The sequence below is a fragment of the Stenotrophomonas sp. PI_27 genome (assembly GCF_027854495.1).
Taxonomy (GTDB): Bacteria; Pseudomonadota; Gammaproteobacteria; order Xanthomonadales; family Xanthomonadaceae; genus Stenotrophomonas; species Stenotrophomonas pavanii.
Map to the genome: position 1 here is coordinate 44,913 of NZ_JAJNOF010000008.1, position 16,324 is coordinate 61,236.

Below are 16,324 nucleotides of genomic sequence, written 5' to 3' on the forward strand. Positions count from 1 at the left end.
CCGATGCCACGCACCTCCGCCGCCCCGGCATCGGCCGCCGCCCTGCCCTCGCTGGACAAGCTGCTGCGACTGCCGGCGCTGTCGGCGCTGATCGAAGATCACGGTCGCAGCCGCATCACCCAGCTGCTGCGCGCACACCTGCAGGCGCTGCGCGAGCGCATCGGTGCCGCACAACTCTCGGCCGAGCAGTTGCAGTGGGCCATTGAAGGCCCGGCACTGGTCGCGGCGCTCGACGCCGCCCTTGCCGCCGATGCACGGCTGGACCTGCAGCCGATGTTCAACCTGACCGGCACCGTGCTGCACACCAACCTGGGTCGCGCGCTGTTGCCCGATGCCGCCGTGCAGGCGGTCACCCGCGCGATGACCGCGCCGGTTGACCTGGAATTCGACATCGCCCGCGGCCGCCGCGGCGACCGCGATGCGCGGGTGCAGGCGCTGGTCTGCGAGCTGACCGGCGCCGAAGCGGCCACCGTGGTCAACAACAATGCGGCGGCGGTCCTGCTGCTGCTCAACAGCCTGGCCAACCGCCGCGAGGTGGTGGTGTCGCGCGGCGAACTGGTGGAGATCGGTGGCGCCTTCCGCATTCCTGATGTGATGCGCAGCGCCGGCGCACGGTTGCTCGAAGTGGGCACCACCAACCGCACCCATCCCGCCGATTTCACCCGTGCCATCAGCGCGCGCACCGCGCTGTTGATGGAGGTGCATGCCAGCAACTACGCGATCACCGGCTTCACCGCCAAGGTCAACACCACGACGATGGCAGCCATCGCGCACGACCATGGCCTGCCGCTGGTGGTGGACCTGGGCAGTGGCAGCCTGTGCGACCTGGCGGCCTTCGGCCTGCCGCACGAGCCGACCGTGCAGGAAACGCTGGCGGCGGGCGCCGACCTGGTCTCGTTCAGTGGCGACAAGCTGCTGGGCGGGCCGCAGGCCGGCATCATCGCCGGCCGCGCCGACCTGATCGCGCGGATCAACCGCAACCCGCTCAAGCGCGCGCTGCGCATGGACAAGATGGGCCTGGCCGCGCTGGCGGCGGTGCTGGCCCTGTACCGCGAGCCGGAACTGCTGGCCCAACGGCTGCCGACGCTGCGTACGCTCTCGCGGACACAGGATGACATGGATGCGCAGGCCCAGCGCCTGCTGCCGCCGATGCGCTCGTCGCTGCCGGCCGGCTACATGCTTGAACAGGCACGGATGCACAGCCAGATCGGCAGTGGTGCGCAGCCACAGACGCAGCTCGGCAGTGCCGGCCTGCGCATCACCACTGCGCAGCGTGGCGGCCTGGACCGCCTGGCCAAGCGCCTGCGCCAGCTGCCGCGACCGGTGCTGGGCCGCATCGGCGAGGACGCATTGTGGCTGGACCTGCGTTGCCTGGAACCGGCCGACGAAGCAGACTTCCTCGCCCAGTGGGGCGCGCTGCAACCATGATCGTCGGTACCGCCGGGCATATCGACCATGGCAAGACGCGCCTGGTGCGGGCACTGACCGGCATCGAAACCGATCGCCTGCAGGAAGAGCGCACGCGCGGCATCTCCATTGAACTGGGCTATGCCTATGTCCCGGTGGACGGCTCAGTGGGAGACGCGTCGGCGACGCTGGGTTTCGTCGACGTGCCAGGCCATGAACGCTTCGTGCATACGATGGTGGCCGGTGCTACCGGCATCGACATGGCGCTGCTGGTGATTGCCGCCGACGACGGTGTGATGCCACAGACCCGCGAGCACCTGGCGATCCTGCAGTTGCTGGGCGTGGATCGCGGCGCAGTGGCGCTCACCAAGATCGACCGGGTGGACGCCGCGCGCATGGCCCAGGTCCAGACCGAGATCGCTGCACTGCTGGCCGGCACGCCGCTGCAGGATGCGCCGGTGTTCGCCTGCAACAGCAATTCCCCCGATGATGTGGGCATCAACGCCTTGCGCGCCCACCTGCATGCATGCGCCACAGGCGAGTTCAACGCGCGCCGGGCCGCGCCGCACCATGAACTGTTCCGCATGCCGGTGGACCGCGTGTTCTCATTGGCCGGCCACGGCACGCTGGTGACCGGCGCGGTGCATGGCGGCGTCGCCTCGGTTGGCGAACATCTGCAGCTGATGCCGGCGGCCACCGATGTGCGCGTGCGCAGCATCCACGCGCAGAACCAGGCCAGCGAACGTGCGATGGCCGGGCAGCGCTGCGCGTTGAACTTGGCTGCCATCGCGCGCGAAGACATCCACCGTGGCGACTGGATCGCCGATCCACGCGCCCTGCTGGCCACCCTCCGTGTCGACGTTCGGCTGCGGATTTCCGCGCAGGCCGCACCGTTGCGCGACTGGGCACCGCTGCATATCCACTGGGGCACGATGCACCGGCAGGCCCATCTTGTGTTGCTGGAGGACGCTCCCTCCGGCGATGGGCAGCTCGTGCAACTGGTATTCGATTCGCCGGTCTGTGCGATGTGTGGTGATCGCTTCATCGCCCGTGATTCGGCGGCCACCCACACGCTGGGCGGCGGCATCGTGCTTGATCCGGACCCGCCGCAGCGGCGCCGGCGCAGCCCGGCACGGCTCGCCTGGCTGCGCGCACTGGAGCAACTGGCCGCAGGTGCCGGGCTCGGTCCGCTGTTGCAGCAGGCGCCCTTGGGGATACCCATGGCCGCACTGCAGCGCTACTGCCGGCGCGCGGCCGACCGCATCGATCTTCCTGCAGACACACGACGCATCGTCACCCGCGAAGACACGGTGGTCATCCTCGCCTCGCACTGGCAAGTGCTGCGCGAGCAGGTAATTGCCTCACTGCGCAGCTGGCACGAGCGACGCCCGGACGAACCCGGTGTCGACAGCGGGCGCCTGCAACGCAGCACCCTGCCCGCGCTTGCGACGGGGCTCTGGAATGCGCTGCTGCAGGACCTGCTGGCCGACGGCACGCTGCAGCGCGTGGGCGCGTGGTGGCGCCTGCCCGGTCACGACCATGCGCCGCCGGAGCGTGAACGCCTGCTGCTGGAACGCGTGCTCCCGCACCTGCACGCCGGGGGTTTCGATCCGCCGTGGGTGCGTACCCTGGCCACCGACTTCGGCCTGCCCGAGGACGAGGTCCGCGCCATCCTGCGGCGTGCCGCCGCGCGCGGCGAACTGTTCCAGGTGGTACCGGACCTGTTCTATGCGCCGGCCCGCATCGCCGAGCTGGCCGCGATCGTCGCACGGCTGTCGCAGGCCAGCGGTACGGTGGATGCGGCCGCCTTCCGCGATGCCATCGGCCTGGGCCGCAAACGCAGCATCCAGATCTTGGAGTTCTTCAATCGCGTTGGCTACACTCGACGCGTCGGTGACCAGCATCGGCCTCGCGGCGACCTGCAGTGGAACGCGGCCCGCGACTGAGCGCACCGGCACCGCGGTACTTCGGAAGGCATGCGCATCCGGGCATGCGGCTGGGCTTCAAACCCAGTAGGGGGCGTCGATCGCTCCCTGGTAGGTTCGACTCCTGCTGTCTTCCGCCATTCGTGTTTCCGCAGGAGATGTCGGCATGGCCACGCACGCGCAGTCCCCCGCCCCTTCCACGGCCGACGCCCCGCAACGACTGACCTCGCTGGCCCACGGTGGCGGTTGCGGCTGCAAGATCGCGCCGGGCGTGCTGACCGAGCTCCTGCGCGGCGTTCCGGCGCTTCCCGCACCGCCTGAGCTGCTGGTCGGGCGCGAGACCAGCGACGACGCGGCGGTGTATCGCCTCGATGACCGCCAGGCGATTGTCGCCACCACTGATTTCTTCATGCCGATCGTCGACGACCCGTTCGACTTCGGCCGCATCGCCGCCACCAACGCGCTGTCGGACCTGTACGCGATGGGCGCACGACCCTTGTTCGCGCTGGCCATCGTCGGCATGCCGATCAACACGCTGCCACAGGACACCATCCGCGCCATCCTGCAGGGCGGCGAGCGTGCCTGCGCCGACGCCGGCATCGTGGTGGCCGGCGGCCACAGCATCGATTCGGTGGAACCGATCTATGGCCTTGCCGCGATCGGCGTGCTCGATCCGCAACGGCTCAAGCGCAATGCCGATGCCCGCGCCGGCGATGTGCTGGTGCTGGGTAAGCCGTTGGGCGTGGGCGTGTATTCGTCAGCACTGAAGAAGGAAGTGCTGGATGCCGACGGCTACCGGCAGATGATCGCGTCGACCACCCGCCTGAACAGCGTGGGCGTACCACTGGCCGCGCTGGACGGTGTGCATGCCATGACCGACGTCACCGGCTTCGGCCTGCTCGGCCATCTGCTGGAAGTGTGCCGCGCCAGCGGCGTCGGCGCCGAAGTGGACAGCGCGCAGATCCCGTTGCTGCCGCAGACGTTGCATCTGCTGCAGCGTGGCTGCGTGACCGGCGCCTCCAATCGCAACTGGGCCTCGTATGGCACCGGGGTGCGCTTCGCCGAAGGCTTGGCCGCCCACTGGCAGCCACTGCTGACCGACCCGCAGACCAGTGGCGGCCTGTTGGTGTCCTGTGCCCCGGATGCGGTGGATGCGGTGCTGGCCTGTTTCCACGACGCCGGGTTCGGCCAGGCGGCCGTGGTGGGGCGGCTGGCCGAAGGCGCGCCGGGCGTCAGCGTGCGCTGATGTGTTGAAACGACAAGGGCGCCCGAAGGCGCCCCTGCGCTGTTGCCGGATGCAACCTCACTCGATGTTCTGCACCTGCTCGCGGATCTGGTCGATCAGCACCTTCAGCTCCACCGCCGCATTGGAGGTACGGCTGTCCACCGACTTCGAGCCCAGCGTGTTGGCTTCGCGGTTGAACTCCTGCAGCAGGAAGTCCAGGCGGCGGCCGACCGGCTCGCGCTGCTTGAGCACGCGGCGGATCTCGACGATATGGCTGCCGAGCCGGTCCAGCTCTTCATCCACATCCAGCTTCTGCAGCCACAGCACCAGCTCCTGCTCGGCGCGGCCCGGGTCGACCGGGTGCGGCAGATCGGCCAGGCGTGCGGCCAGCTTGGCGCGCTGGCCGTCGCGAATGGCCGGAATCAGCGTGCGGACGTCGGCGGCGATGCGTTCGATGCCGTCCACGCGCTCGCTGATGGCCGCGGCCAGCTTGCCACCTTCGCGCTCGCGGGCCTCGACGAAGCCGTCCAGCACCTGGTCCAGCAGGGCCAGCGCCTCGACCTGCAGGGCGGCCGCATCGGTGGCCTCGCCGCGGGTCACGCCCGGCAGCTGCAGCAGGTCGGTGAAGCTGACCTGCAGGTTGGGAAAATCGGAGGTCAGGCGGTGGGCCAGGCGGCCCAGCTGGCCCAGCAGGGCCTCGTCGACCTGCAGGTTGGCGGCCGCTTCCGGCGCGCGCAGGCGCATCACCAGATCCAGCTTGCCGCGGCTCAGGCGCGCGGCGATGCGCTCGCGCAGCTGCGGTTCGAGCGCCCGCAGTTCCTCGGGCAGGCGGGTGCCGACCTCCAGGAAACGGTGGTTGACCGAGCGCAGCTCGCAGCCCAGCGTGCCCCACGGGGTGACCCGCTCGCCGCCGGCATAGGCGGTCATGCTTCGAATCATGGAATGTGTCCGGTGCGTGCAAAGGGGGAATGGTACCCTAGCGCCCTCACCAGAGCCCCCTTGCCCGCCCCGTGAAGGCCGCGGGCGTGGCGGCGTACTCCCTTGCCATTACGGAACCCGCACCATGTCCGATTCCCGCCCCAGCGGCCGCCAGCCCGACCAGCTCCGCCCGGTCGTCATCCAACGCGGCTTCACCCGCCACGCCGAAGGTTCGGTGCTGGTGTGCTTCGGTGAAACCCGCGTGCTGTGCACCGCCAGCGTCGAGAACCGCGTGCCGGGCTTCCTGCGCGGCAAGGGCGAAGGCTGGGTGACGGCCGAGTACGGCATGCTGCCGCGCGCCACCCACACCCGCAGCGACCGCGAAGCAGCGCGTGGCAAGCAGGGCGGCCGCACGCTGGAGATCCAGCGCCTGATCGGCCGCAGCCTGCGCGCCTGCGTGGACCGCAACGCGCTGGGCGAGCGCACCATCACCCTCGACTGCGACGTGCTGCAGGCCGACGGTGGCACCCGCACCGCCGCCATCACCGGCGCCTACGTGGCCCTGGTCGATGCAGTGAACGTGCTGATCAAGCGCGGCGACATCAAGCGCAACCCGGTCCTGGGCGCAGTGGCGGCGGTGTCGGTGGGCGTGTACCGCGGCACCCCGGTGCTGGACCTGGACTACGCCGAAGACAGCGACTGCGACACCGACATGAACGTGGTGATGAACGACGGCGGCGGCTTCATCGAGCTGCAGGGCACCGCCGAAGGCCATGCCTTCCGTCGCGATGAACTGGACGCGCTGCTGGGCCTGGCCGAGAAGGGCGTGGCCGAGCTGCTGGCCGCGCAGCAGGCGGCGCTGTCGGCATGAACCGGCGCCTTGCCCTGACCACCCTGGTGGTGGCCGACTATGACGAAGCCATTGCGTGGTACACCGGCAAGCTCGGCTTCGCATTGCTCGAAGACATCGACCAGGGGCACAAGCGCTGGGTGTTGGTCGGCCCGACCGACGGCAGCGCCGCCGCCCTGCTGCTGGCCCGTGCCAGCGACGAGGAACAGCGCAGCCGCATCGGCAACCAGACCGGTGGCCGCGTTGCCTTCTTCCTCAACACCGACGACTTCCACCGCGACCACGCAGCGATGCTGGCCGCCGGCGTCGAGTTCCTGGAAGCACCGCGCGAAGAACCCTATGCAACGGTCGCGGTATTCCGCGACCTGTATGGCAACACCTGGGACCTGTTGGAGCCCCGTCAATGAACAAACTGGTACTGGCCAGCCACAATGCCGGCAAGCTGGTGGAGATGCAGGAGATCCTCGCCGACCTGCCGCTGCAGATCACCTCGGCTGCCGAGCTGGGCCTGGGCGACGTCGAGGAGACCGGCCTGACCTTCGTCGAGAACGCGCTGCTGAAGGCACGCGCCGCCTGCGAAGCGACCGGCCTGCCGGCGCTGGCCGATGATTCCGGCCTGATCGTAGATGCCCTGGGCGGTGCACCGGGACTGTACAGCGCGCGCTATGCCGGCCACCCGACCAACGCCGCGGCCAACAACGCCAAGCTGCTGGACGCGATGGCCGCAGTGCCCGACGGCCAGCGCAGCGCCCGCTTCTACGCGGTGATCGTGCTGCTGCGCCACGCCACCGACCCGCAGCCGCTGATCTGCGAAGGCCGCTGGGAAGGGCAGATCATCCGCGAGCTGCGTGGCACCAATGGTTTTGGCTACAACCCGGTGTTCCTGGACACCACCCACGGCCTGACCGCCGCGGAAATGGAGCCGGCCCTGAAGAACGCCATCAGCCACCGTGCCATTGCCCTGCAGCAGCTCAAGCAGCAGCTGGCGACGCTGTACTGACGCCCGACCTGATCGAACCAGGGAAGCCGGCCAACGGCCGGCACTACCGATGAACCCCATGCCGCACGCCCACGACCACTGCACCCACCTGCCCGGCGAAGCCTGCTCCGCTGACCACGACAGCGCACCGCGACTGGTGCCACCACCGCTGTCGCTGTACGTGCACCTGCCGTGGTGCGTGCGCAAGTGCCCGTACTGCGACTTCAATTCGCACCAGGCCAAGGGCGACCTGCCGTTCGAGGCCTACATCGATGCACTGCTGCGCGACCTCGACCAGGACCTGCCGCTGGTCTGGGGCCGGGTGGTGCACAGCGTATTCTTCGGTGGCGGCACGCCCAGCCTGTTCCCGCCCGACGCCATCGACCGCTTCCTGCAGCAGGCCAGCGCGCGCCTGCGCTTCGCACCCAATGCCGAGATCACCCTGGAGACCAACCCGGGCACCGCCGAGCATGGCCGCTTCGACCGCTACCGCGCGGCCGGCGTGAACCGCCTCAGCTTCGGCATCCAGAGTTTCGACGACGCGATGCTCAAGCGCCTGGGCCGCATCCACGACAGTGGCGAAGCCGAGCGCGCGGTGAAGATGGCGCAGGACGCGGGCTACGACAATTTCAACATCGACCTGATGTACGCGCTGCCGGAACAGACCCTGGCCGGTGCCGAGGCCGATCTGGAGCGTGCGTTCGCGCTGCAGCCGGCGCATATCTCGCACTACCAGCTGACCCTGGAACCGAACACGGTGTTCTTCGCGCGGCCGCCGCAGGGCATTCCCGATGAAGACCACGCCTGGGACATGCAGGAGCACTGCCAGGCGCTGCTGGCGCAGGCCGGCTTCGGCCAGTACGAGGTCAGCGCGTACGCGCGCCCTGGCCGGCAGAGCGCGCACAACCTGAACTACTGGCGCTTCGGCGATTACCTGGGCATCGGTGCCGGCGCGCACGGCAAGATCAGCTCGGGCGCCGAAGAACACGTGCTGCGCCGCTGGAAACTGAAGCACCCGCAGGCCTACCTGGACAGCGCCGGCACGCCGGCCTCGTTCGGTGGCGACGATGTGATCGCAGCCGAGCGCCTGCCGTTCGAGTACATGCTCAACCTGCTGCGCCTGCACGAAGGTTTCGGCCTGCGCGATTTCGAGTCGCGCACCGGGCTGCCGCGCAGCGTGCTGGACGCACCGCTGGCCGAGGCCGTCCAGCGCGGCTGGCTGGACGTGGCGGAGGGCCACGTGCAGCCGACCGAGCTGGGCCGCCGGTTCACCAACGACGTGGTGAGCCTGTTCCTGGAGGAATAAGCCCTGCGCCATACCGGGTAGTGCCGGCCGCTGGCAGGCAGCCCGGTAAAGACGGTTCTGCCGACCAGCGGCCGGCACTACCGTTCATGCGTCGGGCATGGCCGCGCCCCGTACGCGCATTCACCCTAAAGTAGCGCTGACTGCGGCCGACACGGTAGATTCACTCGATCGATCCGCGGGAATCCGGGTACCGCTCGCCGATGTCAGCTGTCTTTTCCATCACCCCTGCCGACAAGGCCCGCCTGGCCGCCAGCGACCTGCCACCGCGGGTGCGCGAGCTGTTGGGCGCATTGATCGGCCTGTGCCGGCAAACGTTGGCCGCGCCGCTGATCCTGACCGTCGAAGCGTTGGAGCAGACGCTGCTGCACGACGCCGACCGTGCACGCAATCCCATGCAGCAGGCGGACCTGATGGCGCAGCGCGGCCAGCTGCACGCCTTCGCCGGCCATTTCGCCGACCGCATGCTTGATGCCGTCGCCGAGGCTCTGGCGGGCCTGCGCGAGCCGTCCACCGCTTCGGCAGCGCACGCCACCCCGCCGCCCCTGCCAGGCATGCTCGGGCTGTCGCTGGTCGATGAGCACGAGGTGGACCGCGACCTGCTGCTGACCGAGATGGTCCGGCGCGAAACCCTGCGCTCGACCAATTCGCTGAACCTGCTGGGCCAACGCCTGGGCGTGCTTGCAGCGGCGCCCGCCTTCGAGGCCGACACCCTGCCACTGGCACCGCAGGCCCTGTGCGCGATGGTGCGCCGGATCGCCGAACAGGACGCCCTGGGCGTGGAGGTGCAGCTTGCGTTGTACCGCAGCTTCGAGCGGCAGGTGCTGGAGCGCCTGGGCGATGTGCTGGACCGCGCCAATGCGCTGCTGGCCCAGCACGGCGTGCTGCCGGGGCTGGTCTACACCCCGTACCTGGCGCGCTCAGCAAGCACCCGTCGGATCATTACCCAGTCGGTGGGTGGCGGCCGCGCAACCCAGCCTGCCAAGCGTGCCGCCGCGCCACTGACCGGTTGGAACGGCTCCGCGCCCGCCGGTTCATGGTCGAACCTGGTGCAGGATGCCTTCAACGATGCGGGTACGCCGGGCGCAGCCACCGCTGGCGTGACCACGGCCACCGGCAGCGTGCTGCATGAACTGCTGCAGCAGGCCCGCCATGCATCGGCGCCGGCTGCCGATCACGCTGCGGTGCCCAGCGCGGCCGTCGATGCGGTTCTCGCGCGCCTGCAGGCCCAGTCCAGCGCGGCCACCGGGGTCGCCGACCTGGAGGCTGCGGTGGTCGCCCAGTTGCGTAGCGAGCACGGCGCACAGGCCCAGCTGGGCAGCCACGACCGCGACAATCTCGAGCTGCTGCGCCTGCTGATGCAGCAGGTACAGCAGCAGCAGCGCCCCGATCCGGTGCCGGCGGCCCTGCTGGCGCGCCTGCAGGTGCCGCTGGCGCGTGCAGCGATGGCCGATCCCGGCTTCTTCGTGCGCGACGAGCATCCCGCACGCGAACTGCTCAACCAGATCGCCGAAGTCGGCGCCCACTGGCTGGGCGACGATGATGTGGACCCCCAGCTGCTGCAGCGCATGGCGCAGAGCGTGCAGGGCCTGCTTGGCCAGGACGCGCGTTCGCCCGAAGCCTTCGCCAGCGCCAATGAGGACGTGCAGCAGCACCAGCGCGCGGCGGCCCATCGCGCCGAGCTGGCCGAGCGCCGCCACGTCGAGGCCGCACGCGGCAAGGAACGGCTGGAACTGGCGCGTCGCCAGGCCAATGCGCAGATCGACCAGTGCTGTGACCTGCAGGCGCCGCCGCGCTTCGTGCAGACCCTGCTGCGCCAGGCGTGGGCCGATGCACTGACCCTCACCCGCCTGCGCCATGGCGACGATTCGCCGCAGTGGCAGGAACGCCTGCTGCAGACGGAGCGCATCGCCGCGGTGACCGCGCAGGCCGTCGATGCCAACGGTGGCACCGATGCAGTGCTGGCCAGCGAGGTGGAATCGGCGCTCGTGCAGGTCGGCTATCACGCCGAGGAAGCCGCCGCCGTTGCGCGCCGTCTGGCCACGCCAGGAGGCGAGGATGAAAGCACCTCGCGCACCGAACTCAGTGCGCGCCTGAAGGCACGTGCACGACTGGGCGAACATGCTGCCAGCGGCAGCGCCGATGCCCCGCGCACGCCGCGCAGCAGCGCCGAAGAGGCGGCCTACCAGCAGCTGGTGACCCTGCCCTTTGGCAGCTGGTTCGACATCGACAACGGTGACGGCACCCTGCGCCGCCAACGCCTGTCCTGGTACAGCCTGCTGACCGGCCACGCCCTGTTCGTCAATCCGCGCGGGCAGAAGATCGCCGATACCGACCTCGATACGCTGGCCCGGCAGATCAGCGCCGGACGCGCGCAGCTGGTCACCGAAGACAAGGGCCGGCTGGTCGATCGCGCATGGCAGGCCAGCCTCGGCGCACTGCGTGCGCTGGCTGGCGGCCGTTACAAGGAGGCGTCCGTTTGAACGTGCAACCGCCGCAGGACACCCGCCGCGCGCCGCGTCGCCAGGTCTCCGACCTGGTGCCGGTCACCGACCAGATGCGCGAATGCGTGGTGGGCCGGCTCGGCAATGTCTCCGAGACCGGCATGTTGATGCTGGCCAGCACCCCGCTGCGCGAGGACGCGCTGTACCAGTTCCGCTTCCCGCTGCCGATCGGTGACGGCCGCCACGAGGCCATTGACGTCGGCGTGCACCTGCTGTGGAGCGAGCCGGCGCATGTGCCCGGCCAGAGCTGGACAGGCTTCCGCTTCCTCACCCTGTCCCGCGAACATCGGCAGCTGCTGCGCCAGTGGATCGGCGAAGACAGCGACGAGGGGCCGGTTTCGACGGCCTGAGTGCCGGTTCCAGCACAGCGGTTTTTTGCGGTATGCGGCAGAATCTAGGGCCGTTTTCCGTGTCGAGCCATCGCAATGAACCAGCAAGACCCCGGCGCCCTGTATCCCGACCACCTGGCCGTGCTGTGCCGACGTGCCGAGCAGGCGCTGGCGCGCGGCGGCTTCGACCACCTAGTGGTGCCCAGCGGCACCCTGCACTACCAGGTGTTCGACGATCGTGATTACCCGTATGCGGTCAATCCGCAGTTCAAGGCCTGGCTGCCGCTTACCCGCGTGCCCAACAGCTGGATCGTGTTCAGCCCCGGCAAGCGCCCGGCGGTGATCTTCCACCAGCCCTTCGACTACTGGCACGTGGTGCCCGACGCTCCCAGCGGCTGGTGGGTGGACCATTTCGATATCCACATCATCCGCACGCCGGAAGAGGCGCTGGCCCTGCTGCCGGCCGACCCGTCGCGCTGCGCGATCCTCGGCGAGCCGCAGAGCGCGCTGGGCAGCTACGTGCCGAACAACCCGGCACCGGTGGTGAACTACCTGGAATGGCACCGCGGCAGCAAGACGCCCTATGAGATCGCGTTGATGCGCCAGGCGCAGGTGCTGGGCGTGCGCGGCCACCGCGCCGCCGAAGCCGCGTTCCGCAACGGCGCCGACGAGTTCAGCATCCACATGGCGTACTGCCAGGCGGTTGGCCAGGACGCCAACGAGCTGCCCTACGGCAACATCGTAGCGTTGAACGAGCACGCCGCCGTGCTGCATTACACCGAGCTGGGCCGCAAGGCACCGCAGCCACTGCGCAGCTTCCTGATCGATGCCGGTGCCAGCGCGCACGGCTACGCCAGCGACATCACCCGCACCTACGCAGCGCGGGGCCACGACGAGTTTGCGGCGATGATCGCCGCCGTCGACGCTGCCCAGCAGCAGATGTGCGCGGCGGTGCGGCCGGGCTTCGACTACAAGCAGCTGCACGTGGACGCGCATCTTTCGCTGATGGCGGTGCTGAAGGACTTCGGCGTGATCAAGGTGTCGCCGCAGACCGCGCTGGAGACCGGCGTCAGCGCCGCATTCTTCCCACACGGCATCGGCCACCTGATCGGCCTGCAGGTGCACGACGTGGCCGGCTTCGCTGCCAGCGACGAAGGTGGCCGCATCGAGCGTCCGGCGGGCCATCCGTACCTGCGCCTGACCCGAGTGCTGGAACCGGGCATGGTGGTGACCATCGAACCGGGCCTGTACTTCATCGACATGCTGTTGAACGAAGTGAAGGACGCCGGTCATGGTGATGCGATCAACTGGGACCGGGTGGACTTCTTCCGTCCGTATGGTGGCATCCGCATCGAAGACGAAGTGCTGTGCACCGAGGGCGAAGCGGACAACCTGACGCGGCCGGCGTTTGCCGCGGCGAACGACTGAGCCCCTCGTGGTTGGGCGCTTGGAGCAAAAGCCGCGCTTGGCGGGGCGGGTGGGCCATGCAGGGGACGCTGCAAGTACGTCCCTGTAAGCTCGATGGCGCCATCCAAGGCGCCAACGCCCCTGCATGGCCCACCCGCCCCACCTTTGACAGTTTCCTGCGCGCGTCCAACCACGGAAAAGAAAAAAGAAAAGCAAAAGCGGGTCGCTTGCTACGCTCGCTCTGTGTCGACCAAGGTCGACACCTACCAACAACCGCAGTTGCCGGTAGATCCACACCATGCGTGGATGATTCATTCGATATCTGACAGATGTGCCGATCAACGGTCGGCACCCACCAACAGCCGCGTGAACCTGTCGAAGGCGGGGCACTGTGGGTTTGCGGGGTGTGAGCGGCATGGATGCCGCGACCAAGCCCCCATGGACGGGTTCACGGCGTCCCCGCACACCCACAGTGCCCCGCCATCCTACGGATAGCCCGCTGTTGCTGTTGCTGTTGCTCTGGCTTGCAGCGGGTGCAGGGCTGCAAGCCCTGCAGAACAACCCCTTACCCCGCCATCACCGCTTCAATCTCGTCGGCGCTGCGCGCCAGGCCTTCGGTCAGCACGCGATGGCCGTCATCGGTGATCAGCACATCGTCTTCGGTGCGGATGCCGATGCCGCGCCAGCGCGGTTCCACCGTCGTATCGTCCACGCCGATGTACAACCCCGGCTCGATGGTGAACGCCATGCCCGGCTCCAACAGGCGCGAGTCACCGGCCAGGCGGTAATCGCCCACGTCGTGCACGTCCAGCCCGATCCAGTGCCCGGTCTTGTGCCGGTAGAAGCGCTGGTACAGGCCTTCGGACAGGTTCTTTTCCAGCGTCCCCTTCAGCAGGCCCAGCCGCAGCAGGCCCTCGGTCAGCGTCTGCACCGCGGCCAGGTGACCGGCCTCGTACGGCACGCCCGGCCTGGCCTGGGCCAGCGCCGCCGCCTGCGCCTCGCCGACCAGGTCGTGCAGCGCGCGCTGCTCGGCGCTGAAGCGGCCATTCACCGGGAAGGTACGGGTGATGTCGCTGGCGTAGCCACGGTACTCGGCACCGGCGTCGATCAGCACCAGCTCGCCGTCGCGCGAACGCGCGCTGTTGTCCCGGTAATGCAGGATGCAACCGTTGCGGCCCGCACCGACGATGCTGCAATACGCCGGCACCGCAGCGCTGGCGCGGAACACGCGTTCCAGTTCGGCCTGCAGTTCGTACTCGTGGATGCCCGGCCTGGCAGCCTTCATCGCTGCCAGATGGGCGCGAACGCTGATCTGCGCCGCGTGGTGCATCAACGCCACTTCCGCACCGGACTTGAACAGGCGCTGCTCGTGCAGCAGGTGGCCCAGTTCCAGGAACTCGTGCGGCGGCTGCGCGCCATGGCGTACCTGCGAGCGCACGCGGTTGACCCAGCCGATCAGCTTCAGGTCGAAGTCGGCGTCGCGGCCGAAGTGATAGTAGACGCGCGAACGGCCTTCCAGCAGGCCCGGCAGGATGTCGTCCAGATCGTCGATCGGGTAGGCATCGTCCATGCCGTACTGCGCCACCGCGCCTTCCTGGCCGGCGCGGCTGCCATCCCAGGCTTCGCGCTCGGCATCACGTTCGCGGCAGAACAGGATGGCCTCGCCGTGGCGGCGGCCCGGGATCAGCACCAGCACTGCTTCCGGTTCCGGGAAGCCGCTCAGGTACTGGAAATCCGAATCCTGCCGGAACGGATAATGGGTATCGACGCTGCGCACCTTTTCGGCCGCGGCCGGCAACACCAGGATCGCGTCCTCGCCGGCCATGTCCATCAGCTGGCGGCGGCGACGCTTGTACTCGCCGGCCGCAATGCCGGTGCGCTGCTTGATGTCCATCAGTTCAGGCGCTGACGATGGCGCGAAGCCAGCACCACGTCACCGTGCAGCAGCAGCACCGCCACGCGGATGAACTCCTCGATCTCCGACAGGGCTTCGTCGTCATCATCGCCGCCGGCCTCGAAATCCTCGCTGGAGGCGCGCGCCAGGCTGGCCATGTCGGTCAGCGCTTCTTCACCCTCTTCGGACAAGGCCGGGCGACGGCCGCCGCTGCCCAGGCCGAAGCCGCCCAGGAAGGAGCGGGTCCAGCTGAACATGGCATCGGCCTGCGCGGAGACCTCATCGGTGTCCGCCAGCAACAGCTCGAAGGCGAAGTCGCGGTCTTCCAGCTGCTTGATGGTGGCCTGCAGCAGCTGCCCCAGCACGCTGTCGGCAGCGACGGGCGGCAGGTTGTCGTCGGCCAGCACGCGTGCCGGCCAATCGTTGCCGGGGGCACCGCCGGCGGCCAGCCAGCCGCACAGCGCGCCATGCAGTTCGGCAGCGGTGGCGCCCAGGCCCAACGCCTGGCTGGCGCGGGTAACGTCGTCGACGGAGGGAAGTTCGGTCATCGTGCGGCTCGTTCGGAAAGGAAACCCGGGGCGCGCACGCGCGCGCCCGTGAGACCCCGTAGTGTAGCAACCCGGCGGCATCCTCCCGGTAGCCCTCCGGCCTTGCTGCGACAGCGCTTGACCGCCCTTGCCCGGCTTGCCTATCGTGCCTGCATGGAACCCGCCGATCCCCTTGCCCAGCTGCAGGACTTCGCCGCCCGCGTGGAAGCGTTGCTTGAACGCAACCAGCGCCTGGCCGAGGAGAACCGCAGCCTGCGCCACCAGCAGGAGCAGCTGGTGGCGGAGCGTTCGACGCTGCTGGCCAAGAACGAACAGGCGCGCTCGCGGGTGGAAGCGATGATCAGCCGGCTCAAATCCCTGGAGCAGCACACATGAGCGCCGAACCGGTCAGTGTCCGCATCCTCGATCGTGAATACACCGTGGGGGTCGGCGGAGATGAACGCGACAGCCTGATGGCAGCCGCGCGCCTGCTGGACGCGCGCATGCGCGAGATCCGCGGCAGCAACCGCATGGCCGCCGTCGACCGCGTCGCCGTGCTGGCCGCGCTCAACCTGGCTCACGAACTGCAGCTGCTGCGCGACGAGAACGCCCGCCAGGCGGTGGCCCTGCAACAGACCCTGGCCGACCTGAACCGGCGCCTGGACCGCGCGATCGACGGCACCCCCTAGAAAAAGGGGACGGAGGGGATTAAGGCGCATTCGCCCCATCCGTGCCGGAAACGTCTTAATCCCCTCCGTCCCCTTTTCGCATATCTGAATTGGCACGGACTGTTGCCGACGAACGGCCTATCCAGATCCTGCACGCTGGCTATAATGGCCACGCGTTCTCTGCGGTACTCGACGGCATGTGCAAACATTCGCCTTGTCCCTTAAGAACGACACCGGGAGCGCGACAGCGCCGGGAGTGCAGGTCCGCCTTGTAGCGGGAAGCCCGATGGTTCTCCAGCGTTCCCACTTGAGCCCCCGGGTTCAAGGTCGTTTCGCATGCATCGACATTGCGGAGAATGCAATATTCCAGCAAGGGCGGCGTCTTCGG

General features: G+C 68.8%; 15 protein-coding genes, 1 tRNA gene and 1 other RNA gene. 14 read left to right on the forward strand and 3 right to left on the reverse strand.

The window, feature by feature from the left end; all coding sequences use genetic code 11:
• The first annotated feature begins 3 nt into the window (after positions 1-3).
• The 4 genes from selA (at position 4) to selD (ending at position 4,578) form a co-directional block, all read left to right on the forward strand.
• Complete coding sequence (gene selA, locus LRM18_RS11995) at positions 4-1,428, forward strand: L-seryl-tRNA(Sec) selenium transferase (protein ID WP_270954701.1); 1,425 nt, start codon at positions 4-6, stop codon at positions 1,426-1,428.
• The gene (gene selB / locus LRM18_RS12000) at positions 1,425-3,353 is read left to right on the forward strand and encodes a selenocysteine-specific translation elongation factor (protein WP_270954702.1); all 1,929 of its coding nucleotides are present in this window, start codon (positions 1,425-1,427) and stop codon (positions 3,351-3,353) included. The genes selA and selB overlap by 4 nt, the downstream gene beginning before the upstream one ends.
• A gap of 23 nt (positions 3,354-3,376) precedes the next feature.
• Positions 3,377-3,472: transfer RNA gene (locus tag LRM18_RS12005), tRNA-Sec, on the forward strand.
• 26 nt (positions 3,473-3,498) lie between these two features.
• The gene (gene selD, locus LRM18_RS12010; RefSeq protein WP_270954703.1) at positions 3,499-4,578 is read left to right on the forward strand and encodes a selenide, water dikinase SelD; all 1,080 of its coding nucleotides are present in this window, start codon (positions 3,499-3,501) and stop codon (positions 4,576-4,578) included.
• A gap of 57 nt (positions 4,579-4,635) precedes the next feature.
• Here selD and LRM18_RS12015 read toward each other — a convergent pair whose 3' ends face one another.
• The gene (locus LRM18_RS12015; RefSeq protein WP_049464265.1) at positions 4,636-5,496 is read right to left on the reverse strand and encodes a YicC/YloC family endoribonuclease; all 861 of its coding nucleotides are present in this window, start codon (positions 5,494-5,496) and stop codon (positions 4,636-4,638) included.
• 124 nt (positions 5,497-5,620) lie between these two features.
• On the opposite strand from LRM18_RS12015, the gene rph reads away from it, so the two are divergent.
• The 7 genes from rph to pepQ all read left to right on the forward strand — a co-directional run bounded on the left by rph (position 5,621) and on the right by pepQ (position 12,868).
• Positions 5,621-6,346, forward strand: a complete 726-nt coding sequence (gene rph / locus LRM18_RS12020; protein WP_049464263.1) for a ribonuclease PH — start codon at positions 5,621-5,623, stop codon at positions 6,344-6,346.
• The gene (locus LRM18_RS12025; protein WP_270954704.1) at positions 6,343-6,732 is read left to right on the forward strand and encodes a VOC family protein; all 390 of its coding nucleotides are present in this window, start codon (positions 6,343-6,345) and stop codon (positions 6,730-6,732) included. The genes rph and LRM18_RS12025 overlap by 4 nt, the downstream gene beginning before the upstream one ends.
• Complete coding sequence (rdgB, locus tag LRM18_RS12030; RefSeq protein ID WP_049464258.1) at positions 6,729-7,325, forward strand: RdgB/HAM1 family non-canonical purine NTP pyrophosphatase; 597 nt, start codon at positions 6,729-6,731, stop codon at positions 7,323-7,325. The genes LRM18_RS12025 and rdgB overlap by 4 nt, the downstream gene beginning before the upstream one ends.
• A gap of 58 nt (positions 7,326-7,383) precedes the next feature.
• The gene (gene hemW / locus LRM18_RS12035; protein ID WP_241738496.1) at positions 7,384-8,610 is read left to right on the forward strand and encodes a radical SAM family heme chaperone HemW; all 1,227 of its coding nucleotides are present in this window, start codon (positions 7,384-7,386) and stop codon (positions 8,608-8,610) included.
• Between the two features lie 200 nt (positions 8,611-8,810).
• Positions 8,811-11,090, forward strand: coding sequence for a DUF1631 family protein (locus LRM18_RS12040; RefSeq protein WP_270954705.1), 2,280 nt, complete (start codon positions 8,811-8,813; stop codon positions 11,088-11,090).
• Complete coding sequence (locus LRM18_RS12045) at positions 11,087-11,461, forward strand: PilZ domain-containing protein (protein WP_049464255.1); 375 nt, start codon at positions 11,087-11,089, stop codon at positions 11,459-11,461. The genes LRM18_RS12040 and LRM18_RS12045 overlap by 4 nt, the downstream gene beginning before the upstream one ends.
• A 75-nt stretch (positions 11,462-11,536) precedes the next feature.
• A complete protein-coding gene (pepQ, locus tag LRM18_RS12050; RefSeq protein ID WP_270954706.1) occupies positions 11,537-12,868 on the forward strand; it encodes a Xaa-Pro dipeptidase in 1,332 nt (443 codons plus the stop codon).
• A 544-nt stretch (positions 12,869-13,412) separates the two neighbouring features.
• Here the strand turns inward: pepQ and LRM18_RS12055 are convergent.
• Together LRM18_RS12055 and LRM18_RS12060 are read right to left on the reverse strand one after the other, a co-directional pair.
• A complete protein-coding gene (locus LRM18_RS12055; RefSeq protein WP_270954756.1) occupies positions 13,413-14,735 on the reverse strand; it encodes an aminopeptidase P N-terminal domain-containing protein in 1,323 nt (440 codons plus the stop codon).
• A 5-nt stretch (positions 14,736-14,740) separates the two neighbouring features.
• Positions 14,741-15,289 carry a UPF0149 family protein gene (locus LRM18_RS12060; RefSeq protein ID WP_049466916.1) on the reverse strand — a complete coding sequence of 183 codons (549 nt, stop codon included), beginning with the start codon at positions 15,287-15,289 and terminating at the stop codon, positions 14,741-14,743.
• Positions 15,290-15,442: 153 nt separating this feature from the next.
• Here LRM18_RS12060 and LRM18_RS12065 point away from each other — a divergent pair, with 153 nt between their 5' ends.
• The 3 genes from LRM18_RS12065 (at position 15,443) to ssrS (ending at position 16,296) form a co-directional block, all read left to right on the forward strand.
• Positions 15,443-15,664, forward strand: coding sequence for a TIGR02449 family protein (locus tag LRM18_RS12065; protein WP_005410898.1), 222 nt, complete (start codon positions 15,443-15,445; stop codon positions 15,662-15,664).
• Positions 15,661-15,957 (forward strand): cell division protein ZapA, encoded by a 297-nt coding sequence (locus tag LRM18_RS12070; protein WP_005410899.1) that lies wholly within the window; start codon positions 15,661-15,663, stop codon positions 15,955-15,957. The genes LRM18_RS12065 and LRM18_RS12070 overlap by 4 nt, the downstream gene beginning before the upstream one ends.
• 153 nt (positions 15,958-16,110) lie before the next feature.
• Positions 16,111-16,296: non-coding RNA, 6S RNA (gene ssrS, locus LRM18_RS12075), on the forward strand.
• Positions 16,297-16,324 lie beyond the last annotated feature (28 nt).